The following is a 25,058-nucleotide window of genomic DNA, read 5'->3' as shown; positions in this document are numbered from 1 at the left end:
GACATGGTGGCGTACGACCCGGCCGCGCCCGCGCCGCTCGGGGTGGTCCGGAGCACCACCGGGAACGCCGAGGTGGACGCCCGCCTGGAGCGGCTTGCCGACGTCGACCACCTCACGGCGGACGGACACATCGAGGTGTACGAGGATGTACACCGGGGGCTGCGTGAAACGCTCACCGCGCTCGACGCACGCCCGGGACCTCCGGCGCCCTCCGCTTCACCGATGACGACACCGACGGCCCCACCGGCGTCAGCGTCCTCCCCGTACGACCTCAGGAGCTGAACGAGAAGTGGCAGGAGTGGCACGCCGCCGCCTGGACGCCGAGCTGGTCCGCCGGAAGCTCGCACGCTCGCGGGAGCACGCGAGCCAGCTGATCGCCGCCGGCCGGGTCAAGGTCGCCGGGACGGTGGCGACCAAGGCCGCGACCCAGGTCGAGACGGCCGCCGCCCTGGTGGTGCTCAAGGACGACGACGACCCCGACTACGTCTCGCGCGGCGGCCACAAGCTGGCCGGGGCGCTGACCGCCTTCACCCCGCTCGGCCTCAAGGTCGAGGGGCGCCGGGCGCTGGACGCCGGAGCCTCCACCGGCGGCTTCACCGACGTACTGCTGCGGGCCGGGGTCGCGCACGTGGTGGCCGTGGACGTCGGGTACGGGCAGCTGGCGTGGTCGCTGCAGTCCGACGAGCGGGTCACCGTCAAGGACCGCACCAACGTCCGTGAGATGACCCTGGAGATGATCGACGGGGTGCCGGTCGACCTCGTCGTCGGCGATCTCTCGTTCATCCCTCTGGGGCTGGTTCTGCCCGCGCTGGCACGCTGCGCCGCCCCCGACGCCGACCTGGTGCTGATGGTCAAGCCGCAGTTCGAGGTCGGCAAGGAGCGCCTCGGCACCGGGGGAGTGGTGCGCAGCACCGAACTGCGCGCGGACGCGGTACGGAACGTGGCGCGACAGGCGTGGGGCCTCGGCCTGGGGGTGCAGGGTGTGACGGCCAGTCCGCTGCCCGGGCCCTCCGGAAATGTCGAGTACTTTCTGTGGCTCCGGGCGGGGGCACCCGAACTCGACCCGGCGGATGTTGACCGTGCAGTGGCGGAGGGGCCTCGTTGACAACGACAGGGACGACCACAGGAACGACCGCAGGCGGCGCCGTGCCGGGCAGGGAAACGGCACCCGCCGCCTCCCGGTGCCTCGATCCGGCCGCGGAACGCACCGTATTCCTCCTCGCCCACACCGGGCGCCCCGCTGCCATCCGCAGCGCCGAACTCGTCGTCGAGGGCCTCCTCAAGAGCGGCCTCGGCGTACGCCTCCTGGAGTCGGAGGCGGTGGACCTGCCGCTGCCCTTCTCGGTGGAGACGGTCGTGGAGGCGACCCCCGATGTGCTCGACGGCTGCGAGCTGCTGATCGTCCTCGGCGGCGACGGCACCCTTCTGCGCGGCGCCGACATCGCCCGTGCCTCCGGCGTCCCGATGCTGGGCGTCAACCTCGGCCGGGTCGGCTTCCTCGCCGAGGCCGAGCGCGACGACCTCGACAAGGTCGTGGACCGGGTCGTCAGCAGGTCGTACGAGGTCGAGGAGCGGATGACGCTCGACGTCCTGGTGCACGACAACGGTGTTGTGGTGCACCGCGACTGGGCGCTGAACGAGGCCGCGGTGCAGAAGGTCTCCCCGGAACGGATGCTGGAAGTCGTCCTGGAGATCGACGGCCGCCCGGTCACCGGCTTCGGCTGCGACGGCATCGTCTGCGCCACCCCGACCGGCTCCACCGCCTACGCCTTCTCCGCCGGCGGCCCCGTGGTCTGGCCCGAGGTGGAGGCGCTGCTGATGGTGCCGATCAGCGCACACGCCCTGTTCGCCAAACCGCTGGTGACCTCGCCGACCTCGGTGCTGGCCGTCGAGGTCCAGCCGCACACCCCCAACGGCGTCCTGTGGTGCGACGGCCGCCGCACCGTCGAACTCCCTTCCGGGGCAAGGGTGGAGGTCCGCCGGGGCGAGGTCCCCGTCAGGCTCGCCCGCTTGCACCACGCGTCCTTCACCGACCGTCTCGTCGCCAAATTCGCCCTCCCTGTCTCCGGGTGGCGCGGGGCACCGCACTGATCCCACGCCCGCCGAGTCTTCGTACGATCAACCGAACGACTGCCGTGTCACCCACTCTGCCCGTCTCCACCCGGTCGGCGCACTGAGGGCGACCGCAGGATTGGGCTGCGGTTTTCCGCAGGTTTCGGTGGCTTGGGGGTGTACGCCGGACGGGCGACGTCGCACACCTCCCCCGCGACCTCGTATGGTCGTGTCCGTGTTGGAGGAGATGCGGATACGGTCGCTCGGAGTCATCGACGACGCTGTCGTCGAGCTGTCACCCGGCTTCACGGCGGTGACCGGCGAGACCGGAGCGGGCAAGACCATGGTCGTCACCAGTCTCGGGCTGCTGCTCGGAGGCCGGGCCGACGCTGCCCTGGTACGGCTGGGAGCCAAGGCGGCGGTGGTGGAGGGGCGGATCACCGTGCGCCCCGGCGACCCCGCTGCCACGAGGGCGCAAGAGGCGGGTGCCGAACTGGACGACGGTGCGCTGCTCATCAGCAGGACGGTTTCTGCCGAGGGGCGTTCGCGCGCCCATCTCGGCGGGCGGTCCGTGCCGGTGGGGGTGCTCACCGAACTGGCGGACGACCTCGTCGCCGTACACGGGCAGACCGATCAGCAGGGGCTGCTGCGGCCGGCCAGGCAGCGACAGGCCCTCGACCGGTACGCAGGGGACGCGGTCGCCGCGCCGCACGCCAAGTACACGGTCGCGTACCGCCGTCTGAAGGCCGTCTCGGCCGAGCTGGAGACGATCACCACCCGGGCCCGCGAGCGCGCCCAGGAGGCCGACCTGCTGCGTTTCGGGCTGGAGGAGATCGGCGCCGTCGAACCCCTCGCGGGTGAGGACGTCGAGCTCGCCGCCGAGGCCGAGCGGCTCGGTCACGCCGAGGCGCTGGCCTCCGCCGCCGCCCTCGCGCACGCCGCGCTCGCCGGAAACCCCGAGGACCCGGAGGGCATCGACGCCAACACCCTGGTCGCGGGCGCCCAGCGGGCCGTGGACGCCGTCCGCGACCACGACCCCGCCCTCGGCGCCCTCGCCGAACGGATCGGCGAGATCGGCATCCTGCTCGGCGACGTCGCGGGCGAACTCGCCGGCTACGCCGACAACCTCGACGCCGACCCGCTGCGGCTCGCCGCAGTCGAGGAGCGCAGAGCCGCTCTCACCCAGCTCACCCGCAAGTACGGGCGGTACGAAGCGAGCACCGACGCGGTTCTCCTCTGGGCCCAGGAGGGCGTAGCCCGCCTCACCGAGCTGGACGGCGACGACGACCGGATCGGCGAACTGACCTCCGAGCGCGACGTGCTGCGCGAGGAACTGTCCGGACTCGCCCAGGCGCTGACCGACGCCCGCACCGAGGCCGCCGCGAGGTTCGCCGACGCGGTGACCGAGGAGCTGGCCTCGCTCGCCATGCCGCACGCCCGCGTCTCCATCGACATCCGCCAGAGCGAGGATCCCGAGCGGGGCATCGAGGTCGGCGGCAGGCTCGTCTCGTACAGCTCCTCGGGCGCCGACGAGGTTGAGCTGCTGCTCGCCCCGCACCCCGGCGCGCACCCCCGCCCCATCGGCAAGGGCGCGTCCGGCGGTGAGCTCTCCCGGGTGATGCTCGCGGTGGAGGTCGTCTTCGCCGGGTCCGACCCGGTCCCGACATACCTCTTCGACGAGGTCGACGCGGGAGTCGGCGGCAAGGCGGCAGTCGAGGTCGGGCGGCGGCTGGCGAAGCTGGCCAGGTCGGCGCAGGTGGTCGTGGTGACGCACCTGCCGCAGGTGGCTGCGTTCGCGGACCGTCAGCTGCTTGTCGAGAAGACCAACGACGGGTCTGTCACCAGGAGCGGGGTGACCGTGCTGGAGGGCGAGGACCGGGTGCGGGAGCTGTCGCGGATGCTGGCGGGTCAGGAGGACTCCCAGACGGCGCGGGCGCACGCGGAGGAACTGCTGGAGACGGCTCGGGCGGAGGTCTAGGCGGGGGTGGGCGGAGGGGCGGGGCGCCCCCCGCCCTCCCCAGAGACCCCGCACGCCGCCCTGTATAGGGTTCCGGCATGATCATCAAAGGGCGGACCGCCGCATTCCTGGGGGCGGTCGGCGCCACCCTCTGCGTACGGCAGGCGATGCGCCGCCGCCCGCCCGGCCAGGCCGCGCTGTGGGAGCGGAAGAACTTCGAGGGCGGCGTGGTCGATCTCCACGCCGGACCCGCCACCGCGCTGGGCACCGCCGCAGCCGTCGCCGCCTCGCCCGCGCTGCCCGGCCGGACGCGCGCCGCGGCCACCCTCGCCGTGCTCGCCGCCGGAGCCTGTGGGACGTACGACGACATGGCCGGCGAGAACGACCCCCGTCGCGGTTTCCGCGCCCACCTCGGCGCCCTGCGGCACGGCGAGATCACCAGCGGCACCGTCAAACTCCTGGGCATCGGCGCGGCGGGCCTGGCGGCCGGTGCGCTCCTCAAGGAGCGACCTGTCGACAAATTGCTCGCGGGCGTGGTCGTCGCCGGTACCGCGCATCTGGTGAATCTGGTGGATGTACGTCCGGGCAGGGCGGCCGGGACCGTCCTCGCGCTCGGCGCGCCCGGCGTCCTGAGGGGCGGGGCGGCCGGGGTGCTCGCCGCCGCGCCCGTGGGAGCCGTGGCGGCCGTGCTGGAGGAGGACCTCGGGCGGCGCACCATGCTCGGCGACACCGGGGCCCACGCACTCGGCGCCGGGATCGGGGCGGCGATCGCCACGGGGAACGGCCGCACCGGGCTGCTCCTGCACTCCGCCGCGCTGGTCGCCGCAGCGGCCTGCGGCGACCGGATCAGCCGTGTGGCGGGGGCATCCTGACACGGCCTCACTCGTGCGGGTGGTAGCGGGCATGAACTGACCTGACGGGGGCACTTGTGGTGCCGCGACCGGGCCGGAGGCTGGCATCCTGGGCGCCGGAACGGGCGAAGGTGCGGCGCGAGCACGGCAGCAATCGCAACGAAGTGCTCCGGATCGCGCGCCCGGACGCCCGGTCATCTGCTACAAGTGCCCTTTCCCCGTGCCGAGTTCCCCGCGACCGGTCATGCGCCAGTTCGCGTGCCGATACCCACCCAGGAGCACCCACCACCGTGAGCAGCACCCCACCCCCGCCGTACGGACAGTCGCAGCTGAGCGCCGTCCAAGTGCTCGGCGGTGGCAGTGCGGGCAGCAGCGCGCACGTCAGGTCGTTGACCGCAGGGCTCGTCGCGCGGGGGGTGCGGGTCACCGTCTGCGCCCCGGCCGAGCTGGAGAAGGCGTACGGATTCGCCGGGGCGGGCGCCGAGGTGGTGACCGTTCCGCGGCGCAGCGACCCGATGTCGGTGGCGGCGCTGCGCAGTGCGTGCGCGGGGGCGGACATCGTGCACGCGCACGGGCTGCACGCGGCGGTGCGGACGGCGTTCGCGCTCGGCGGGCAGGTGTCCCGGAGCAGGCCGGGAGCCGGCTCCGGCGGGCCCGCGGGAGGCCGGGTTCCGCTGGTCGTCACCTGGCACACGCGGGCGCACGCGGAGGGCGCGCGCAGTCATGTCGTACGGCTGATGGAACGGCGGGCGGCGCGGGCCGCCGCGGTGGTGCTCGGTACGTCTTCGGAGCTGGTCGACCGGGCGCGCAGCAGAGGGGCGCGCGATGCCCGCCTCGCGCCGGTCACGGTGCCCGCGGCCCGGCCGCCGGTGGAGTTCGTGGAGAGCAAGGCGCGGGCCGAACTGGGGGCGGTGGAGCGGCCGTTGGTGATGGCGGTCGGGAGCCTGGTCCCGTTCCGGGGGTACGACGTACTGCTCGACGCCGCACGCGTGTGGCGTGACCATGCCACGGCGCCGCTGCTCACCATCGCCGGTGAGGGGCGGGAGCGGGGTGCGCTGCAGCGGCGCATCGAGGCGGAGGACCTGCCGGTGCGGCTGCTGGGGCGGCGGGAGGACATCGCGGAGTTGCTGGCCGTGGCGGATGTGGCGGTGCTGCCGAGCCGGTGGGAGGCGCGGTCGGTGCTGGCGCAGGAGGCGTTGCGGGCCGGGGTGCCGTTGGTGGCCACGGCGGTGGGCGGGATTCCGGAACTGGTGGGGGATGCGGCGGAGTTCGTGCCGTACGGGGACGGGGAAGGGCTGGCCACGGCGGTGCTGGGGCTGTTGGGGGATGCGGGGCGGCGGGGGGAGCTGGCGGAGGCGGGGGTGCGGCAGGCGGCGACCTGGCCGACGGAGGACGAGACGGTGGCGCAGGTGCTGAGTGTGTACGACGAGTTGACGGGTCAGGGGTAGGGGCGCCGACCGGCGCGGTGGCCGCTGATCCACGCTCTCTTGCCCCGAGGTCGTCAGAGCCTGTGTCTAAACCCCGGCCGGGATGTAGACACAGGCTCTCAGGCGGCGTGGCGCCGGGCGCGCAGGGCAAGACTCAGGGCCAGCACCGTCTGCGGGTCGTCCAGGTCGGTGCCCAGGAGTTCGGAGATGCGGGCCAGACGGTTGTAGAGGGTCTGGCGGTTGAGGTGGAGCTCGCGGGCGGTCTCTGCCTTGCGGCCCGCGTGGGCGAGGTAGGTCTCCAGGGTGGGGAGGAGCGGGGGGCGGGAGGTGCGGTCGTGGTCGCGCAGGGGGCCGATGGCGCGGTCGACGAAGGCGGCCAGGTCGGGGTGGTCGCGCAGGCGCCAGAGGAGGAGGTCGATGTCCAGGCGGCGGGCGTCGTACCAGGGGCGGTCGTGCAGGCCCTGGGCCGCGGTGGCGGTTTCGGCGGCGTGGCGCAGGCTCGCGGAGGCGGCCGCCCAGTTGCCCGCGACGCCGACCACGACGACAGGGGGGTGCGCACCGGCCCGGCCGAGCCCGGCGCGTTCCACGCCCGCGCGCAGGGCCGCCGCGACCCGGTCCGCGACCGCCGTCCGCTCCGACTCCGTACGCAGGCCGAGCAGCAGGGGCACGCGGCCCTCCACGGGACGCACGCCCAACAGGACCGGCACCCCCACGGAGGCCAGCTCCTCCAGGACGGCCCGTGCGAGGACCGACCAGTTGCCCGAGGGGGACAGTTCGGCGGCCAGCCGCATGACGACCGGCAGGAGGGGGCCCTCGCCCGGCTTGAAGCCCAGGACACGGGCCTGGGCGGGGGCGTCCTCGGCCGAGATGCGGCCCTGGGCGAGGTCGGTGAGGAAGTCGCCGCGTCCGCGTGCGGCGAGTTCTTCCTCCTGGCGGGCCTGCATCAGTACGACGGCGAGGAGGCCGGCCGCACGTTCTGCGGCGATCCGGTGGACCGGGAGCAGGGGCGTCTCGACCCCGAGGAGGACGAGGCGGGCCCGGACCGAGCCGGCACCGTGGCCGCCGCCCGGGACGTCGACCACCGTCCCGTTCGCCGGCGGCCCCGACTCGCGCACCTCGCGCTGCCCACGCAGCCCCTCCCAGACCTGGAGCGGATCGGCGCCCGCGCTGTCACCCGCGGAGGGCCCGGCGGCGTAGAGCAGTGAGCCGTCGGCGGTCTCCAGGAAGACCGGGTTGGCCGCGAAGTCCGCCAGGATGCCGAGCACCTGCGGCACCCCGCCCCCGCCGAGCAGCGCCTCCGTGCAGCGACGGTGCACCTCCTCGGCCTGGCGCAGCAGGGTGTAGTGACCGTTGACGATCTCGGTGTGGACCTCTTCGGTGACGGAGACGAAGGGGACCTCGCGGTGCAGTTGCACGAGGGGGAGGCCGGCCGCGCGGGCGGTCTCGACCAGGGTGGAGGGCAGCCGGTTGAAGCGCGGGCCCAGCTCGACGACCAGGGCGGCGATACCCCGGTCCGCGAGCCTGCGGACGAAGGCGCGCTGCTCGGCGGGGCGGGTGCCCAGGCCGAGGCCGGTGGTCAGGAGGAGTTCGCCGCCCTTGAGCAGCGACGCGATGTTGGGGACCTCCCCGGCGTGCACCCAGCGCACCGTCCGGCTGAGCCGGTCGGCGCCCGCCACCACCTCCGGCAGTCCGCTGCGGAGTCCCGGCAGTTCAAGCGCCCTTTGCACGGTGATTCCGCCCTGCGTGTCCATGGATCGGGACGGTACCCGCAGGCATGTTCCCAGAACATCACCCGGCGGTTACGGGGAAGGTTCCCGGGCCCCGCGGCCCGACAACTCGTCGTGTTCGCAGGGGAATTGCACTACCCCCTGTCCGTTGTGGCGTACGTCACGTGCGCAGAGACTGCCCCCGCACCAGCAGAACGTGACAGGTCCACGATGAAAAGTGTCCGCCTGAGCACCTGAGCACAAGAGAAAAGAGCGCGGCATGGCCGACAGCACTGCCAGTGGTCCCTCCCGGGGAACCGCCCCGGAATCCTCCGCTCCTCCCGTGCAACGTCTCAAGGCGAACTCCGTCGGCCTCGTCGGAGTCGTCTTCATGGCGGTCGCCACCGCCGCCCCCATCACCGCGATGACCGGCAACCTCCCCATCGCCGTCGGCTTCGGCAACGGCACCGGAGCCCCGGCCGGCTACCTCTTCGCGACCCTCGTCCTGACCGTCTTCTCGGTCGGTTACGTCGCCATGGCCAAGCGGATCACCGCTGCCGGCGCCTTCTACGGCTACATCTCGCACGGCCTGGGCCGCATCGCCGGCATGGCCTCCGGGATGCTCGCCGTCCTCGCGTACGTCGTCTTCGAGGCGTCCATCGTCGGGATTTTCTCCTACTTCGCGCAGACCACGGTCAAGGACCAGCTCGGTCTCGACCTCCCCTGGATCGTGTACGCGGCACTGATGCTCGCGGTCACCGTGGTCCTCTCGTACTTCGACATCAATCTCACCGCCAGGGCGCTCGGTGTGATGCTGGTCGGCGAGATCGCCGTCCTCTTCGCGGTCGCCACTGCCGTCCTGATCGCGGGCGGCGGCCCCGACGGCATCCCCGTCGAGCCGATCAACCCGCTCAACGCCTTCACCGGTACCTCCGCCGGACTCGGCCTGTTCTTCGCCTTCTGGTCGTGGGTCGGCTTCGAGTCGACCGCGATGTACGGCGAGGAGTCCCGCAACCCCAAGAAGGTCATCCCGCGTGCCACCCTGATCTCGGTGATCGGCGTCGGCCTCTTCTACATCTACGTCTCCTGGATGACCATCGCCGGCAACGGCCTCGACGAGTCCGTCAAGGTCTCCGGCTCCACCAGCCCGCTCGACCTCTTCTTCGACCCGACCCGCCTCTTCATCGGCGGCTGGGCCGTCGACGCCTTCCAGTGGCTGCTGCTGACGGGGTCGTTCGCCTGCGGAATGGCCTTCCACCAGTGCGCCTCGCGCTATCTGTACGCCGTCGGGCGTGAGGGATTCCTGCACCCGGCGCTCGGCCGCACCCACGCCAGGCACGGGTCGCCGTACATCGCCTCGTACGTCCAGTCCGCGATCGCGGTCCTCCTGGTCGGCGCCTTCTGGGCGGCCGGCGAGGACCCGTACATCCACCTCTACACCCTCCTCGCCATCCTCGGCACGATGGCGATCCTGATCGTCCAGACCCTGTGCTCGTTCGCGGTGATCGGCTACTTCCGCAAGAACCACCCCGAGGACCGGCACTGGTTCAGGACCTTCACCGCACCGCTGATCGGCGGGATCGGCATGATCGCGGTGGTCGTGCTGCTGGTCGTGAACATGGAGACGGCCGCGGGGCCGGCGGCCGACTCGCTCTTCTTCAAGCTGATTCCGTGGATCGTCGGGGTGGTCTTCTTCGGCGGTCTCGCTCTCGGCTTCTACCTGCGAGCCAGGCGTCCCGACCGGTACGCGGTGATCGGCCGGATCGTCCTGGAGGACGCCACCGAGCGCGCCGACGACGACCCGGACGCTGCGGACTCCGACAGCCCGGCCTCGCGGACCACCACCGTCTGACCCGCCCCGGCGCGGCACTTGGGAGTGCCGCGCCGGTCTCGTACCGCTCGCTTGTCAGGTTCCCTTCACGCACGAGGAGTCCATGTGTCCCGTACCCATGCCATGCGCGCCCTGAAGCAACTCGCCGCCGAGCACTCCGCCGCCCGCCGGCTGAACCTGCCCCTCGCCGAGGTCCGCGGCGCCACCCGTCGCCAACTCCTCGCCCGCGCCGGTGCGCTGGGTCTCGGCGCCGCCCTCGCCGACCGGGCGCTGCCGGCCGCGGCAGCCACCCATGACGCCGCCGACAAGCCCGTACGCCCGTCGGCCGCCCCCAGGATCGCCGTCGTCGGCGCGGGCATCGCGGGCCTGACCGCCGCCCTCACCCTCAAGGACGCGGGCCTGGCCTGCACCGTCTACGAGGCCGACCCGGACCGGGTCGGCGGCCGGATGTGGACCCAGCGCACCCACTGGGGGACCGGGCAGATCTCCGAGATCGGCGGCGAGCTGATCGACACCAGCCACAAGAAGATCCTGGAGCTGTGCCGCCGCTTCGGCCTGCCGACCGAGGACTTCCTCGGCGGCGGTCCCAACGGCGCCGAGGAAGTCCTCTGGTTCAACGGCGCCTACTACCCGCGCGACCGGGCCGACGAGGACTTCAAGGCCGTCCACCAGGCGCTGCGCCGCGACCTCCAGGAGGCGGGCGAGGTGAAGTGGAACCGGACCACCCCGACCGGCACGGCCCTGGACAACATGTCCCTCCACGACTGGATCGAGTCCCGCGTCCCCGGCGGCCACACCTCCCCGCTCGGACGCTTCTTCGACGTCGCCTACAACGTCGAGTACGGGGCCGAGACCACCGAGCAGTCCGCCCTCGCGCTGGTCCTGCTGATGGGCTACCAGACCAATCCGGGCCACTTCAACATCTGGGGCCTGTCCAACGAGCGCTTCCACATCACCGGCGGCAACGACCAGCTCCCGCGCGCCATCGCCGCTGCCCTGCCCAGCGGCACCGTTCAGCACGGCAAGCAGCTCACCGCCGTACGCGCCAACGCCGACGGCACCCAGACCCTCACCTTCACCGACGCGGGCACCGTCACCACCGTCACCGCCGACCACACCCTGCTCTGCGTCCCGCTCCCGGTCCTCCAGCGCCTCGACCTCACCAGGGCCGGCTTCGACCCGCGCATGACCAACCTCGTCCGGGACGCCCGCATGGGCACCTGCACCAAGCTCAACATGCAGTTCGACGCCCGCCCCTGGCGCGGCACCGGCGCCTGGCCGGGCGTCTCGGCGGGCGACTGCTTCACCGACAGCGAGATACAGCAGACCTGGGACACCACCAAGATCCAGCCGGGCAGCGGCGGCATCCTCATCCAGTTCGGCAGCGGACGGGCGGCCAGGGCGCTGACCCCGGCCACCCCGTTCGCCACCGAATCTGATCCCTACGTACGCGACCTGGCGGCCCGCCGCGCCCGCGAGATCGACGCCTTCTTCCCCGGTACGTCGAAGAGCTGGACCGGCAGGGCCCAGCTCTCCGCCTGGCACCGCAGCCCGTACAGCCTCGGCGCGTACTCCTACTGGCCCGTCGGCTATCTGCACCGGTACGCGGGCTACGAGGGCACCCCGCAGGGAAACATCCACCTCGCCGGCGAGCACACCAGCTACGACTTCCAGGGATTCATGGAAGGCGGCGCGAGCGAAGGTGCCCGCGCCGCCCAGGAGGTGATCGGCAAACTCATCTAGCCGGCCAGGGGAGCCGACGGGCCAGTCAGCCCCCGTACGCCCCGCTCGCGGTCAGCCGCAGTGCCGTGTCGATCAGCGGCACGTGGCTGAAGGCCTGCGGGAAGTTGCCGACCTGGCGCTGCAGCTTGGAGTCCCACTCCTCGGCGAGCAGCCCCAGGTCGTTGCGGAGCGACAGCAGCTTCTCGAAGAGCTTGCGCGCCTCGTCGACCCGGCCGATCATCGCGAGGTCGTCGGCCATCCAGAACGAGCAGGCGAGGAAGGCGCCCTCGTCGCCCTCCAGGCCGTCCACGCCCGCGTTGTCGCCGTCGGTGGGGTAGCGCAGGATGAAGCCGTCAGGGGTGGACAGTTCGCGCTGGATCGCCTCGATGGTGCCGATCACGCGCTTGTCGTCGGGCGGCAGGAAGCCCATCTGCGGGATGAGCAGCAGCGACGCGTCCAGCTCCTGGGAGCCGTAGGACTGGGTGAAGGTGTTGCGCTCCGGGTCGTAGCCGTTCTCGCAGACGTCCCGGTGGATCTCCTCGCGCAGCTCGCGCCAGCGCTCCAGCGGGCCGTCCGCGTCGCCCGACTCGATCAGCTTGATCGTGCGGTCGACGGCCACCCAGGTCATCACCTTGGAGTGCACGAAGTGACGGCGCGGGCCGCGCACCTCCCAAATGCCCTCGTCGGGCTGGTTCCAGGCGCCCTCCAGGTAGCGGATCAGCTTGAGCTGGAGGAGGGAGGCGTAGTCGTTGCGCGCCAGGCCGGTCATGTGGGCCAGGTGGAGGGCCTCGGTGACCTCGCCGTAGACATCCAGCTGGAGCTGGTGGGCGGCGCCGTTGCCGACCCGTACCGGACCCGATTTCTCGTAGCCCGGCAGCCAGTCCAGCTCCGCCTCGCCGAGTTCCCGCTCGCCGGCGATCCCGTACATGATCTGGAGGTTCTCCGGGTCGCCCGCCACCGCCCGCAGCAGCCACTCGCGCCAGGCGCGGGCCTCCTCGCGGTAGCCGGTGCGCAGCAGCGAGGAGAGGGTGATGGCGGCGTCGCGCAGCCAGGTGTAGCGGTAGTCCCAGTTGCGGGAGCCGCCGATGTCCTCCGGGAGGGAGGTGGTCGGCGCGGCGACGATGCCGCCGGTCGGGGCGTACGTCAGCGCCTTGAGCGTGATCAGTGAGCGGACCACCGCCTCGCGGTAGGGGCCGTGGTATGTGCAGTGCTCCACCCACTCCCGCCAGAAGTCGGTGGTGAGGGTCAGCGCGCCCTCCGGGTCCGGCACCGGTGGCGCCTCCTTGTGCGAGGGCTGCCACTGGATGGTGAAGGCGAGCCGCTCACCGGGGGAGACGGTGAAGTCCGAGTGGGTGGTGAGGTCCTGGCCGTGGGTCTCCACGTCCGTGTCCAGCCACACCGAGTCGGGGCCCGCGACGGCTACCGTACGGTCGTCCACGCGGTGCACCCAGGGCACCACCCGGCCGTAACTGAAGCGCATCCGCAACGCCGAGTGCATCGGCACCCGGCCGCTGACGCCCTCCACGATTCTGGTGAGCTGCGGTGCGCCGTCGCGCGGCGGCATGAAGTCCGTCACCCGGACCGTGCCACGCGGGGTGTCCCACTCCTGTTCCAGGACGAGGGAGTCCCCACGGTATCGGCGGCGGGTGGCCGCGGGGGCCGCCTCGCCTTCCGGATAGGAGGGTCCGATCCGCCAGAAGCCGTGCTCCTCGGTACCGAGAAGTCCGGCGAAGACGGCATGGGAGTCGAAGCGGGGCAGGCACAGCCAGTCGACTGAGCCGTCCCGGCAGACCAGCGCCGCTGTCTGCATGTCTCCGATGAGTGCGTAGTCCTCGATGCGCCCGGCCACGTGCAATCTCCAGTCGAACGGCCACGTCCGCCCCCTTTTACGAGAAAAGGGGGCTTCTGGGGTCAGGGGATCTTCGACGACGAGCTTCAGGGACCGGGAGCGGGCGGGGATGATGCCTTCGCCGGCCGGCTCGCAGCGATGTGTCCGTGAAGGATACGTCGGTCGTCGGCGATCCGCGTGAGCTCTTCGCAACGCCGGTGGGCCGAATGGGTGAGGCGCACGTGACGTCTTGGTGAGGGAGCGGTGAAGGGAGCCGAACAGGCGGCCGTAACCCCACCGAAGTGGTGTGCGGGCCCGTGTGAGCGCGGTGACGGCAGATGGCCCGAAAGGTGTTGCGGAGAGTGTCCGAAAGTGGTTGTCAGTGGACGCCGGAAGCAGCCTCCCGCAGTCACTGTTACCCTGGTAGCCCGTGGCCGGGTGGCGCAAATCCCCCCGAACCGCAGCGACGGCACCCCCGGAAATCAGCCCCCGAGGGACGCCGGAAACGCATCCGAACTTCGCGACCACGGGAGCCCCCTCTTGGCCATGCAGCCCAAAGCCTCGACGACCAAGCACATCTTCGTCACCGGGGGTGTCGCCTCTTCCCTCGGCAAGGGTCTGACTGCCTCCAGCCTGGGTGCGCTCCTGAAGGCCCGCGGTCTCCGCGTCACCATGCAGAAGCTCGACCCGTACCTCAACGTCGACCCCGGCACGATGAACCCCTTCCAGCACGGCGAGGTGTTCGTCACCAACGACGGCGCCGAGACCGACCTGGACATCGGCCACTACGAGCGCTTCCTCGACGTCGACCTCGACGGCTCGGCCAACGTCACCACCGGCCAGGTCTACAACACCGTCATCGCCAAGGAGCGCCGCGGCGAGTACCTCGGTGACACCGTGCAGGTCATCCCGCACATCACCAACGAGATCAAGCACCGCATCCGCCGGATGGCCACCGACGACGTCGACGTGGTCATCACCGAGGTCGGCGGCACCGTCGGCGACATCGAGTCGCTGCCCTTCCTGGAGACCGTCCGCCAGGTCCGCCACGAGGTCGGCCGCGACAACGTCTTCGTGGTGCACATCTCGCTGCTCCCGTACATCGGCCCCTCGGGCGAGCTGAAGACCAAGCCGACCCAGCACTCGGTCGCCGCCCTGCGCAACATCGGCATCCAGCCCGACGCGATCGTGCTGCGCGCCGACCGCGAGGTCCCGGAGTCCATCAAGCGCAAGATCTCGCTGATGTGCGACGTCGACGAGGACGCCGTGGTGGCCTGCGTCGACGCCAAGTCGATCTACGACATCCCCAAGGTGCTGCACACCGAGGGCCTGGACGCGTACGTCGTCCGCAAGCTGGACCTGCCGTTCCGCGACGTGGACTGGACCGTCTGGGAGGACCTCCTGGAGCGCGTCCACAACCCCGACCACGAGGTCACAGTCGCGCTGGTCGGCAAGTACATCGACCTGCCCGACGCGTACCTCTCGGTCACCGAGGCCATCCGGGCCGGCGGCTTCGCCAACAAGGCCCGGGTCAAGGTCAAGTGGGTCACCTCCGACGACTGCAAGACCCAGGCCGAGGCGCAGAAGCAGCTCGGCGACGTCGACGCGATCTGCATCCCCGGCGGCTTCGGCGAGCGCGGCGTGACCGGCAAGGTCGGCGCCATCCAGTACGCCCGCGAGAACAAGGTCCCGCTGCTCGGCCTCTGCCTCGGCCTGCAGTGCATCGTCATCGAGGCGGCGCGCAACCTGGCCGGCATCGAGGACGCCAACTCCACCGAGTTCGACGCCGCCACCGCCCACCCGGTGATCTCCACCATGGAGGAGCAGCTGGCGTACGTCGAGGGCGCGGGCGACCTGGGCGGCACCATGCGCCTGGGCCTCTACCCGGCCAAGCTCGCCGAGGGCTCCATCGTGCGCGAGGTCTACGGCGACGAGCAGTACGTCGACGAGCGCCACCGCCACCGCTACGAGGTCAACAACGCCTACCGCAGCGAGCTGGAGCAGAAGGCCGGAATCCTCTTCTCCGGGACCTCCCCCGACAACAAGCTGGTCGAGTACGTCGAGTACCCGCGCGAGGTGCACCCCTACCTGGTCGCCACCCAGGCGCACCCGGAGCTGCGCTCGCGCCCGACCCGCCCGCACCCGCTCTTCGCCGGTCTGGTGAAGGCGGCAGTGGAGCGCCAGAGCAAGTAGGGACCCGGCCGGGCAACCGCCGGCCGCGCGTTACCGTTGCCGGGGTGAGGACCTTTTCAGGGTCCTCACCCCGGTTTCTTTGCGTTCAGGAGGAAGTGCGTGGCGATCAAGGACACCCCTCAGGAGTGGCAGGTCACCGAGTCGGTGACCCCGTTCGAGGGGGCCAAGACCAGCGTCCGGACCGATCGCGTGGTGATGCCTGACGGCTCCGTCGCGGGCCGCGACTACCAGGTGCACCCCGGCTCGGTGGCCGTCCTCGCCCTCGACGAGCAGGGCCGGGTGGCTGTCCTCAGCCAGTACCGGCACCCGGTGCGCCACAAGCTCTGGGAGATCCCGGCCGGACTCCTGGACGTACCCGGCGAGAACCCGCTGCACGCCGCCCAGCGCGAGCTCTACGAGGAGGCGCACATCAAGGCGGGGGACTGGCGGGTGCTCACCGACCTCTACACCTCGCCCGGCGGTTCCGACGAAGCGGTACGGATTTTCCTCGCCCGGGACCTCTCGGAGGCCGACGGCGAGCGCTTCGAGGTGTCCGAGGAGGAGGCCGACATGGAGCACGCCCGGGTGCCGCTCACGGAACTGGTGCGCGGGGTCCTCGCGGGCGAGCTGCACAACAACTGCCTGCTGACCGGGGTGCTGGCGCTGAGCGCGGCGCTGGCCGGTGACGGCCTGGACGTACTGCGGCCCGCGGAGGCGCCGTGGCCCGCGCGGCCGTTCTGAAATCGGCCCGCAGGTGCGCCGCCCCGAGTGGTGTCGGTCGTAAGAACTGCTGATCCGATCGGGGGACGTACCCGCCGCGCTCCACCCGATCCGTCGCAGAGCGTGAACTAGGCTCGAATCCCCGGCCGCAGTCGCGGCCGGGGATCGGTGCGCAGGTGGACGGGAGCGTGGCCCGTGACGGATCAGGCGGTGGGCATCAGCAGCGCGACGGCGGTCACCGCGACCCCCGTTGCGGCGGGCTCGGCAGCGGACTGGGCCACCGGTGAATTCATCGGCAGGAAAAGGGAGTTGAAGGAGCTGCGCGCCGACATCGCGCGCACCGGACTCGACACCCTGACCGGCCGCAAGGTGCCCCGGGCCCGGGTCCTGCTGATCGCGGGCCGCCCCGGCTCGGGACGCAGCACCCTGGCGGAGGAGCTGGCACGCTCCGTGGCCGCCGACTACCCGGCCGGCGCGCTGCGGGCCCGGCTGACCGCGCCGGGCGGCGAGCGGATCCCCACCGAGGAGACTGCCCGCGGCCTCCTCGCCGAACTGGGCATCACGGCTCCGCCCGGTGCCGACGCGGACACTCTCTCCGAGATGGTGCGCGAGGCACTCGCGGTGCGCAAGGTGCTGCTGGTGCTCGATGACGCGGCGGACGCGGAACAGGTCGACCCGCTGCTGCCCGACACCCCGGACTGCCTGGTGGTGGCCGTCGCCCAGGGGCCGCTGACCGGCATCGTCGACGTACGGCCGTGCACGCTCGGCGGTCTGGACACGGCGTCCTCGGTCGCCCTGCTCGCGCGGCTGACCGGGAAGGTGCGCATCACCGTCGACCCGACGGCGGCCGACGCGCTCGCCGAGGAGTGCGGGGGGCAGCCCGCGGCGCTGGTGCTGGTCGGCGGCTGGCTCGCGGCCCGGCCGAAGTCCTCCGTGGCGGATGTCACCAAACATCTGCTGGAGCTGCCGGAGGATCCCGGATCGCTGAGTTCCGGACCGCTGGGCCGGGCGCTGCGACTGGTGTACGGGTCGCTGCCGCAGCCCGCCGCGCGGATACTGCGACTGCTCGCTCTCGCCCCCGCCGGACTCGCCGACGCCCACACCGCCTCCGCGCTCGCCGGGTGCTCGGTCTCGGCCGCGCAGAGAACCCTCGACGACTTCGCGGTGCAGGGCCTGCTGCATCCGGCGGGGGAGCAGTACCAGGTGCCGGGGTGTCTGGCTCCACTGCTGCTGGCCCTGACGGAGGCTCAGGACCGGCCCGCGGAGCGGCAGTTGGCGCGGGCCCGGATGCTGGAGCGGACCGTACGTCAGCTCCAGTCCTGCCGGGCGGTCACCGAACCGGAGGGCTCCTCGGCGCGGAAGAAGCTCGCCGGACTGCCCCGGGCCCTGCGCTTCGCCGATGCGCGGGACGCCTCCGAGTGGCTCCTGGCGCGGCAGAGCGCACTGCTGGCCGCTGCCCGGATGGCGGTCGGGGACGGCGAACTGGACACCCTGGCGAGGCGGCTGGTCGCGGCGCTCGTACGGGCCCTGGTCGCGCACCGCACTGCCGAGGAGGCCGCCCCCGAGCTCTACGCGCTGCACGGACTGGTGCTCGACGTGGCCGAGCGCCGCGATCTGCACCGCGAGAAGGCCGCGGCCCTGCTCAACCTGGCCGATCTGGACGCGGGTACGGGACGTACCCAGGACGCTTTGACCCGGTACCGGGCGGCCCTGGACGCCGCCAGGACCGCCCAGGATCCGTACGCCATCGCCCGCGCGATGGAATCCGTGGGTGGGACGTATCAGGAAATGGGCGACTTCCCCCGCGCCTCCGACTGGTACGGGCGTGCGCTCGCCCAGCGGCTCGCGCGCGGTGAGGACGAGGACGGGGCGCGGCTGTACGGGCGGCTCGGCGCGGTGCACACCTATGCCGGGCGCTACGGCGAGGCGCTGCGCAACTGGCGGGCGGCGGCCTCCGGGCTGCGCCGGCTCGGTGATCTCCCCGGCCACGCAAGGGCGTTGAGCGAAATGGCGCGCGTCCAGGAGTACGCCGGGCGCCCCGAGGAGTCGCTGCGGACCTGTCACGAGGCGATCGAGTGGGCCAGGCAGGCGGACGAGGTGCGGCTGCAGGCCGCGCTGCGGCTGCGGCTGGCCGACACTCTCGACCGGCTCGGTGACCCCACGGCGGCCCGGCTGCAGCGGAGCGCGGCGGAGAGGCTAATGGAAGAAGAGGTTCCAGCCTACGAAATCCGTAGCACATCTGCGTGAGGTTGATGCTTTGTAAGGCTAGACAGCTGGAAATCCTTCATTAGACTGGCTCTGCCGCATCAAGCCGCGGTGCTCCCCAGGCGTGCCTTCCATGCCCGGGTATGTAAGGCATTGCCCCGTTTCATCCCACTGAATTCAAGGACCGTGATCGACGTGAAGGTCGGCATCCCCCGCGAGGTCAAGAACAACGAGTTCCGCGTGGCCATCACCCCGGCCGGCGTGCACGAGCTCGTGCGCCACGGCCACCAGGTCGTCATCGAGAAGGACGCCGGTCTCGGCTCCTCGATCACGGACGGCGAGTACGTCTCGGCCGGTGCGCGCATCCTCGACACCGCCGACGAGGTCTGGGCCACCGCCGACCTGCTGCTGAAGGTCAAGGAGCCGATCGCCGAGGAGTACCACCGCCTCCGCAAGGACCAGACGCTCTTCACCTACCTGCACCTCGCCGCTTCCCGCGAGTGCACGGACGCGCTCCTTGAGTCCGGCACCACCGCCATTGCGTACGAGACGGTGGAGACCGCCAACCGCGCGCTCCCGCTGCTCGCCCCGATGTCCGAGGTCGCGGGTCGCATCGCCCCGCAGGTCGGCGCCTACCACCTGATGCGCCAGGTCGGCGGCCGCGGCGTGCTCCCCGGCGGCGTCCCCGGCACGGCGGCCGGCCGGGCCGTGGTCATCGGCGGCGGTGTCTCCGGCTGGAACGCCACCCAGATCGCGGTGGGCATGGGCTTCCACGTCACCCTGCTCGACCGTGACATCAACAAGCTCCGCGAGGCGGACAAGGTCTTCGGCACCAAGGTGCAGACGATCGTCTCCAACGCCTTCGAACTGGAGAAGGCCGTCGTCGAGGCCGACCTCGTCATCGGCGCCGTGCTGATCCCCGGTGCGAAGGCGCCGAAGCTGGTCACCAACGAGCTCGTCGCCAAGATGAAGCCCGGAAGTGTACTTGTCGACATTGCAATTGATCAGGGCGGTTGCTTCGAGGACTCGCACCCCACCACGCACGCCGAGCCGACGTTCAACGTCCACGACTCGGTCTTCTACTGCGTGGCCAACATGCCGGGTGCCGTCCCCAACACCTCGACCTACGCGCTGACCAACGCCACGCTGCCGTACATCGTCGAGCTCGCGAACCGCGGCTGGGTCGAGGCGCTGCGTCGTGACCCGGCGCTCGCCAAGGGCCTCAACACCCATGACGGCCAGGTCGTTTACCGCGAGGTGGCCGAGGCGCACGACCTTCCGCACCTTGAGCTGAGCACCCTTCTCGGCTGACGCGTCAACAGGCGTCGTCAACATCACGTGCCCGGCCGGACCTTGCTGCGCGAGGTCCGGCCGGAGGCGTATCCGGTACTTTGCGACGCTCGCTCAACTCGTCGCGAACGTAACCCTTTAACCGTTTCGCACACCCGCGAAACGTGTCGGACGGACCCTGCCCAGGTAGCCGCGCACCCTTGACAGAGAGGTGTTCCGTTGCCGACACATCGACCCGGGTCCGGTGGATTGTGTTGCTGCGGAGCGGTGACACGCCATAGAGTCGGCGACCGTCGGCATAGTGCCACGCTGACCTATCGATAAGTTTCCTGGTCACGTCCCAAGGAGGTAAGACGACTTGTGAATGAGTCGACATTTACTCCCGGGGGTGGTCGATCGGGAACGCCTGCGCAGGGCCAGAGCACTACGGGGCTCGAAGCTGTCGGCTCGGTAGCGGTCCGCACCTTCGCCACCCATCAGCACATGACGACATCCCACCAGAGCATGGACGGCCTACACGTGAACGCCATGGCCGGCGACCAGAGTGGCGATAAGTCCACCACCGGCTTCGCCGACTTCGACGAAGTGCCCCAGGGCCACTTCTACGATCCCGACGCCGAGTACGAGCCCGACCCCGAGTACGCGGCCACCCTCGCCCCCGACGCTGCCCGTCAGCGCCGCGAGCGGATCGGCCCGACCGGACGGCCGCTGCCGTACTTCCCGATCCCCGGACCGCTGACCGATCACGGCCCGGCCAAGATCATCGCGATGTGCAACCAGAAGGGCGGGGTCGGCAAGACCACCTCGACCATCAACCTGGGTGCCGCGCTCGCCGAGTACGGACGCCGCGTCCTGCTCGTCGACTTCGACCCGCAGGGAGCACTCTCTGTCGGTCTCGGGGTGAACCCGATGGAGCTCGACCTCACGGTCTACAACCTGCTCATGGAGCGGGGCATGTCGGCCGACGAGGTGCTGCTGAAGACGGCGGTTCCGAACATGGACCTGCTGCCCAGCAACATCGACCTGTCGGCTGCCGAGGTGCAGCTGGTCAGCGAGGTCGCGCGGGAGTCGACGCTGCAACGGGCGCTCAAGCCGCTGATGAACGACTACGACTACATCGTGATCGACTGTCAGCCCTCGCTGGGCCTGCTCACCGTGAACGCCCTGACGGCCGCTCACAAGGTGATCGTGCCGCTGGAGTGCGAGTTCTTCGCACTGCGCGGTGTGGCCCTGCTGACCGAGACCATCGAGAAGGTCCAGGAGCGGCTCAACCCCGACCTGGAGCTCGACGGCATCCTGGCCACCATGTACGACTCGCGCACGGTGCACAGCCGTGAGGTCCTCGCGCGGGTGGTCGAGGCGTTCGACGAGCACGTGTACCACACGGTCATCGGCCGTACGGTGCGCTTCCCGGAGACCACGGTCGCCGGTGAACCCATCACCACGTACGCCTCGAACTCCGTCGGCGCCGCCGCCTACCGTCAGCTCGCCAGGGAGGTGCTCGCCCGGTGTCACGCCGAGTGAGTCTGCCGGGGGCCGACGAGCTGTTCCGTACGACCGGGGGGATGGGCCTTCAGGCCGCCAACCGGAGGTCCGGCACCAACGGCGAGGCGCCGAGGGTGCCGGCACCGGCGGGGGAACCCGCTCCGGACGCCGGCTCCGACGAGAGCGGTGAGGGCGCCGAGCACGGCGCCGCAGCCGACGGAGCCGGGCAGCAGCGGACCCGGGGAGCGGAAGGGGCCGCCCAGGCCGGTTCCGCGACCGCCGCCGCCAAGGCCGCCGCCAATCGGGCCCAGGAGGCCCCTGGGGCGGGCCGTGGCGCCGCGCAGAGCCCTGCCGGGAGTCAGCCCCGGCGCCGGGGCAGCAGGGGCGCCAACCGGCGGCCCAGCGGCCGTGAGCGGCACGACGAGAAGATCACCGTCTATGTCTCCGCCGAGGAGCTCATGGACCTGGAGCACGCGCGTCTCGTCCTGCGGGGCGAGCACGGACTGGCCGTCGACCGCGGGCGGATCGTCCGCGAGGCGGTCGCCGTCGTACTCGCCGATCTGGAGTCGCGGGGCGACGCGAGCATTCTGGTACGGCGGCTGCGGGGGCGTTGAGGATAGCCTCGCGGGGTTTGGTTGTGCCCCTTGTAGCTATGGACCCCCTTGATGCCGCCCACGCCGTCAGACGATTCACCCGGCCGCCCCTCGGGTCGGCGCCCACTGGGGCGCGGACCGGGGGCGGAGGTGTTTCCAGCCCCCGCCGCGCCTCTTCCCGGCCGTGCCCACGGGGCGGACCAGCCCGAGCCTGTTGCTCTTCCCGAGGTTGGTGAGGCTCCTGTCCCCGGTGGGCCTCCCGAGCCCGGTGACGGGCGGTTCACCGTGCGGCTGGCGAATTTCGAGGGGCCGTTCGACCTGCTGCTTCAGCTGATCTCCAAGCACAAGCTGGATGTGACGGAGGTGGCGCTGTCGAAGGTCACCGACGAGTTCATGGGGCACATCCGGGCGATGGGTCCGGACTGGGACCTGGACCAGACGACCGAGTTCCTGGTGGTGGCGGCGACGCTGCTGGACCTGAAGGCGGCCCGGCTGCTGCCCGCCGCCGAGGTGGAGGACGAGGCGGATCTGGCGCTGCTGGAGGCGCGGGACCTGCTCTTCGCGCGGCTGTTGCAGTACCGGGCGTACAAGAGGATCGCGGGGATCTTCGAGGAGCGCTGGGAGGCCGAGGGGCGGCGGTATCCGCGGACGGTGGGGCTGGAGGAGCGGCTGGCGGAGCTGCTGCCCGAGGTGGTGATCAGCATCGGGGCCGAGGGGTTCGCGAAGCTGGCGGTGAAGGCGATGCAGCCCAGGACGAAGCCCGAGGTGTACGTCGATCACATTCACGCGCCGCTGGTGTCCGTGCAGGAGCAGGCGGCGATCGTGGTGGGGCTGCTGCGGGAGCGCGGGGCGGCCGGTTTCCACGAGCTGGTGGGGGACGTCTCGGACACCCTGACGGTGGTGGCGCGCTTCCTGGCCCTGCTGGAGCTGTACCGGGAGAAGGCCGTCGCGCTCGACCAGGAGGAGGCGCTGGGCGAGCTGAGGGTGACCTGGACGGGCGGCGACTGCGGGAATTTCGTGGTGACCGGGGAATTCGATGCTGAGCACTCTGCGGTGGAGGAGAAGGAGTGAGTGAGCGGGAGCTGGACCTCAAGGGGGCGCTGGAGGCCGTGCTGATGGTGGTGGACGAGCCCGCCGGCGCCGTACATCTGGGAAAGGTCCTGGACCGTACGGAGCGGGAGGTGACGGACGCGCTGCGGGAGCTGGCCGACGAGTACACCGTGCAGGGGCGGGGATTCGAGCTGCGGCTGGTGGCGGGCGGCTGGCGGTTCTACTCGCGCTCGCGGTACGCGGAGGCGGTGGAGGCCTTCGTACTGGACGGACAGCAGTCGCGGCTCACCCAGGCGGCCCTGGAGACGCTGGCCGTCGTCGCGTACCGCCAGCCGGTGTCCCGGTCGCGGGTCTCGGCCGTACGGGGAGTGAACTGCGACGGGGTCATGCGGACCCTCCTCCAGCGGGGTCTGGTGGAGGAGGCGGGCACGGAACCCGAAACAGGTGCGATCCTGTACAGGACGACGAACTACTTTCTGGAGCGGATGGGCCTGCGAGGCCTGGACGAGCTCCCGGAGCTCGCTCCCTTCCTCCCAGAGGCGGACGCGATCGAGTCCGAGACGCAAGAGGGTGTGCCGTCGTTCGATCCGGACGCCCCGGACACCGACGCAGACGACGACAAGACGGATTTTTGATGCGAAGCAACGGCAGGAACAGCGGCAGCAGCGGCAACGACCGGAACCAGCGGGGTGGCGCGGGCAACGGACGCGGCCCGGCAGGCGGCGGGCGCGGCGGCGCGGGCGGCTCCGGCGGCGGACGGGGCGCGGGCTCCGGCTCGGGCTCGGCGGGCGGCGGTCGCGGCGGCTCCGGCGGCCGTGGTGCCTCCGGCGGCGGACGTGAGGGCTTCGGCGGCGGTCGCGGCGGTGCGTCCTCCGGTGGCGGCCGCTCCGGCGGCGGCCAGGGCTTCGGCGGCGGCCGGGGCACCTCCGGCGGCGGTCGCGGCGGCTCCGGTGGCGGCCAGGGCTTCGGCGGCGGGCGCGGTACGTCCGGCGGCGGGCGCGAGGGCGGCTACGACGGCGGACGTGACTCCCGCGACGACGAGCGCGACCAGCGCCCGAAGCGTCCCCGTCCCGAGGAGCGGCGTTACGACGTAGGCCCCTCCGCCACCCACGAGGGCCCCCGCAGTGGCCGCGGCGACTCCGCGCGCGGCGGCGCCAAGGGCGGCCCCAAGTCCCCGAAGACCCCGCAGAAGCCGGGCCGTCGCGGCAACTTCAACGCCGGTGCCTCCCGCCCGCGCGAGCTCGACGCCAAGATCGAGCAGCGCAACCGGGACCGCTACGCGGGCAAGCCCGACATCAAGGTCGCGAAGACCTTCCCGGGCGCCGAGGAGGAGGGCGAGCGTCTGCAGAAGATCCTCGCCCGCGCCGGTATGGGCTCGCGCCGTGCGTGCGAGGAGCTCATCGAGCAGTCGCGCGTCGAGGTCAACGGCCAGATCGTGGTCGAGCAGGGCATGCGGGTCGACCCGCACAAGGACGAGATCAAGGTCGACGGTCTGACCGTCGCCGCCCAGTCCCACCTGTTCTTCGCGCTGAACAAGCCGGCCGGTGTCGTCGCCACCATGGGTGACCCGGACGGCCGCCAGAACCTCAACGACTACGTGAACAACCGCGAGACGCGGCTGTTCCACGTCGGCCGTCTCGACACCGAGACCGAGGGCATCATCCTGCTCACCAACCACGGCGAGCTGGCCCACCGTCTCACCCACCCCAAGTACGGCGTGAAGAAGCAGTACCTGGCCGCCATCCAGGGCCCGCTGCCGCGCGACCTGGGCAAGCGTCTCAAGGACGGCATCGAGCTGGAGGACGGGTACGCCCGCGCCGACCACTTCCGCGTCGTCGAGAACACCGGCAAGAACTACCTGGTCGAGGTCACCCTCCACGAGGGCCGCAAGCACATCGTCCGCCGGATGCTGGCCGAGGCCGGCTTCCCGGTCGAGCGCCTGGTCCGCACGTCCTTCGGGCCGATCCCGCTGGGCGACCAGAAGTCCGGCTGGCTGCGCCGCCTCACCAACACCGAGGTCGGCATGCTGATGAAGGAGGTCGGCCTCTAGGCCGGTCCCGTTCGCTGCTCCGGCAGCCGCTCCGCAGCCCGTCGCACGCATGTCGTGCGGCGGGCTGTTCTGCGTGCGCGCGGCGTCGCAGGGACCTCTTGCGGCGATTTCCCACTCGC

Annotated in this window: 19 protein-coding genes; 17 read left to right on the top strand and 2 right to left on the bottom strand. The window is 71.5% G+C overall.

Features of this window, described 5'->3' with window-relative positions:
• Window positions 1–3 precede the first annotated feature (3 nt).
• From ACIA73_RS15745 to ACIA73_RS15720, 6 genes are all read left to right on the top strand, one after another.
• Window positions 4–282, top strand: a complete 279-nt coding sequence (locus tag ACIA73_RS15745) for a hypothetical protein (RefSeq protein ID WP_399439058.1) — start codon at window positions 4–6, stop codon at window positions 280–282.
• A 7-nt stretch (window positions 283–289) separates the two neighbouring features.
• Entirely contained in the window at window positions 290–1,105 is an 816-nt protein-coding gene (locus tag ACIA73_RS15740) for a TlyA family RNA methyltransferase (RefSeq protein WP_399439020.1), read from the top strand.
• 41 nt (window positions 1,106–1,146) lie between these two features.
• Window positions 1,147–2,091 (top strand): NAD kinase, encoded by a 945-nt coding sequence (locus ACIA73_RS15735; protein ID WP_399439057.1) that lies wholly within the window; start codon window positions 1,147–1,149, stop codon window positions 2,089–2,091.
• Window positions 2,092–2,275: 184 nt separating this feature from the next.
• Window positions 2,276–4,030: a DNA repair protein RecN gene (recN, locus tag ACIA73_RS15730; RefSeq protein ID WP_399439019.1), complete on the top strand. Its 1,755-nt coding sequence runs from the start codon at window positions 2,276–2,278 to the stop codon at window positions 4,028–4,030.
• 77 nt (window positions 4,031–4,107) lie between these two features.
• A complete protein-coding gene (locus ACIA73_RS15725) occupies window positions 4,108–4,881 on the top strand; it encodes a hypothetical protein (RefSeq protein ID WP_399439018.1) in 774 nt (257 codons plus the stop codon).
• A gap of 269 nt (window positions 4,882–5,150) precedes the next feature.
• On the top strand, window positions 5,151–6,308 hold the full coding sequence (locus ACIA73_RS15720; protein ID WP_399439017.1) for a glycosyltransferase family 4 protein: 1,158 nt from the start codon (window positions 5,151–5,153) through the stop codon (window positions 6,306–6,308).
• A gap of 98 nt (window positions 6,309–6,406) precedes the next feature.
• On the opposite strand, the gene ACIA73_RS15715 is transcribed toward ACIA73_RS15720, so the two are convergent.
• Window positions 6,407–8,038 carry a PucR family transcriptional regulator gene (locus ACIA73_RS15715; RefSeq protein ID WP_399439016.1) on the bottom strand — a complete coding sequence of 544 codons (1,632 nt, stop codon included), beginning with the start codon at window positions 8,036–8,038 and terminating at the stop codon, window positions 6,407–6,409.
• Between the two features lie 235 nt (window positions 8,039–8,273).
• On the opposite strand from ACIA73_RS15715, the gene ACIA73_RS15710 reads away from it, so the two are divergent.
• Both ACIA73_RS15710 and ACIA73_RS15705 read left to right on the top strand, forming a co-directional pair.
• Complete coding sequence (locus tag ACIA73_RS15710) at window positions 8,274–9,845, top strand: APC family permease (protein ID WP_399439015.1); 1,572 nt, start codon at window positions 8,274–8,276, stop codon at window positions 9,843–9,845.
• Window positions 9,846–9,929: 84 nt separating this feature from the next.
• Window positions 9,930–11,567 (top strand): flavin monoamine oxidase family protein, encoded by a 1,638-nt coding sequence (locus ACIA73_RS15705; protein ID WP_399439014.1) that lies wholly within the window; start codon window positions 9,930–9,932, stop codon window positions 11,565–11,567.
• 25 nt (window positions 11,568–11,592) lie between these two features.
• Here ACIA73_RS15705 and ACIA73_RS15700 read toward each other — a convergent pair whose 3' ends face one another.
• Window positions 11,593–13,395 carry a glycoside hydrolase family 15 protein gene (locus tag ACIA73_RS15700; protein WP_399439013.1) on the bottom strand — a complete coding sequence of 601 codons (1,803 nt, stop codon included), beginning with the start codon at window positions 13,393–13,395 and terminating at the stop codon, window positions 11,593–11,595.
• Window positions 13,396–13,920: 525 nt separating this feature from the next.
• Between ACIA73_RS15700 and ACIA73_RS15695 the strand changes: the two genes are divergently transcribed.
• The 9 genes from ACIA73_RS15695 to ACIA73_RS15655 all read left to right on the top strand — a co-directional run bounded on the left by ACIA73_RS15695 (window position 13,921) and on the right by ACIA73_RS15655 (window position 24,939).
• Window positions 13,921–15,567 (top strand): CTP synthase, encoded by a 1,647-nt coding sequence (locus tag ACIA73_RS15695; RefSeq protein ID WP_399439012.1) that lies wholly within the window; start codon window positions 13,921–13,923, stop codon window positions 15,565–15,567.
• Window positions 15,568–15,666: 99 nt separating this feature from the next.
• A complete protein-coding gene (locus ACIA73_RS15690) occupies window positions 15,667–16,287 on the top strand; it encodes an NUDIX domain-containing protein (protein WP_399439011.1) in 621 nt (206 codons plus the stop codon).
• Window positions 16,288–16,557: 270 nt separating this feature from the next.
• A complete protein-coding gene (locus ACIA73_RS15685; protein WP_399439055.1) occupies window positions 16,558–18,513 on the top strand; it encodes a tetratricopeptide repeat protein in 1,956 nt (651 codons plus the stop codon).
• Window positions 18,514–18,666: 153 nt separating this feature from the next.
• Complete coding sequence (gene ald / locus ACIA73_RS15680; RefSeq protein WP_399439054.1) at window positions 18,667–19,782, top strand: alanine dehydrogenase; 1,116 nt, start codon at window positions 18,667–18,669, stop codon at window positions 19,780–19,782.
• 339 nt (window positions 19,783–20,121) lie between these two features.
• Complete coding sequence (locus ACIA73_RS15675) at window positions 20,122–21,285, top strand: ParA family protein (protein ID WP_399439010.1); 1,164 nt, start codon at window positions 20,122–20,124, stop codon at window positions 21,283–21,285.
• Complete coding sequence (locus tag ACIA73_RS15670) at window positions 21,282–21,860, top strand: hypothetical protein (protein WP_399439053.1); 579 nt, start codon at window positions 21,282–21,284, stop codon at window positions 21,858–21,860. The genes ACIA73_RS15675 and ACIA73_RS15670 overlap by 4 nt, the downstream gene beginning before the upstream one ends.
• A gap of 51 nt (window positions 21,861–21,911) precedes the next feature.
• Window positions 21,912–22,910, top strand: coding sequence for a segregation and condensation protein A (locus ACIA73_RS15665; protein WP_399439009.1), 999 nt, complete (start codon window positions 21,912–21,914; stop codon window positions 22,908–22,910).
• Window positions 22,907–23,524 (top strand): SMC-Scp complex subunit ScpB, encoded by a 618-nt coding sequence (gene scpB, locus ACIA73_RS15660; RefSeq protein ID WP_399439008.1) that lies wholly within the window; start codon window positions 22,907–22,909, stop codon window positions 23,522–23,524. Before ACIA73_RS15665 ends, scpB begins: the two co-directional genes overlap by 4 nt.
• The gene (locus ACIA73_RS15655) at window positions 23,524–24,939 is read left to right on the top strand and encodes a pseudouridine synthase (protein ID WP_399439007.1); all 1,416 of its coding nucleotides are present in this window, start codon (window positions 23,524–23,526) and stop codon (window positions 24,937–24,939) included. Before scpB ends, ACIA73_RS15655 begins: the two co-directional genes overlap by 1 nt.
• The last annotated feature ends 119 nt before the right edge of the window (window positions 24,940–25,058 follow it).

This window comes from Streptomyces sp. NPDC051561, from assembly GCF_044454195.1.
Lineage (GTDB): Bacteria > Actinomycetota > Actinomycetes > Streptomycetales > Streptomycetaceae > Streptomyces.
Note: the sequence above shows the minus strand (reverse complement) of the source record. Positions and strands in the feature narration are given on the sequence as shown.

What these genes read in the sequence shown, in the direction of transcription:
- ACIA73_RS15655 (WP_399439007.1), top strand. Translation starts at nt 23,524, where the DNA reads ATGCGAAGCAACGGCAGGAACAGCGGCAGCAGCGGCAACGACCGGAAC.
- recN (WP_399439019.1), top strand. Translation starts at nt 2,276, where the DNA reads ATGGTCGTGTCCGTGTTGGAGGAGATGCGGATACGGTCGCTCGGAGTC.
- ACIA73_RS15725 (WP_399439018.1), top strand. Translation starts at nt 4,108, where the DNA reads ATGATCATCAAAGGGCGGACCGCCGCATTCCTGGGGGCGGTCGGCGCC.
- ACIA73_RS15710 (WP_399439015.1), top strand. Translation starts at nt 8,274, where the DNA reads ATGGCCGACAGCACTGCCAGTGGTCCCTCCCGGGGAACCGCCCCGGAA.
- ACIA73_RS15715 (WP_399439016.1), bottom strand. Translation starts at nt 8,038, where the DNA reads ATGGACACGCAGGGCGGAATCACCGTGCAAAGGGCGCTTGAACTGCCG.
- ACIA73_RS15665 (WP_399439009.1), top strand. Translation starts at nt 21,912, where the DNA reads ATGCCGCCCACGCCGTCAGACGATTCACCCGGCCGCCCCTCGGGTCGG.
- ACIA73_RS15695 (WP_399439012.1), top strand. Translation starts at nt 13,921, where the DNA reads ATGCAGCCCAAAGCCTCGACGACCAAGCACATCTTCGTCACCGGGGGT.
- ACIA73_RS15745 (WP_399439058.1), top strand. Translation starts at nt 4, where the DNA reads ATGGTGGCGTACGACCCGGCCGCGCCCGCGCCGCTCGGGGTGGTCCGG.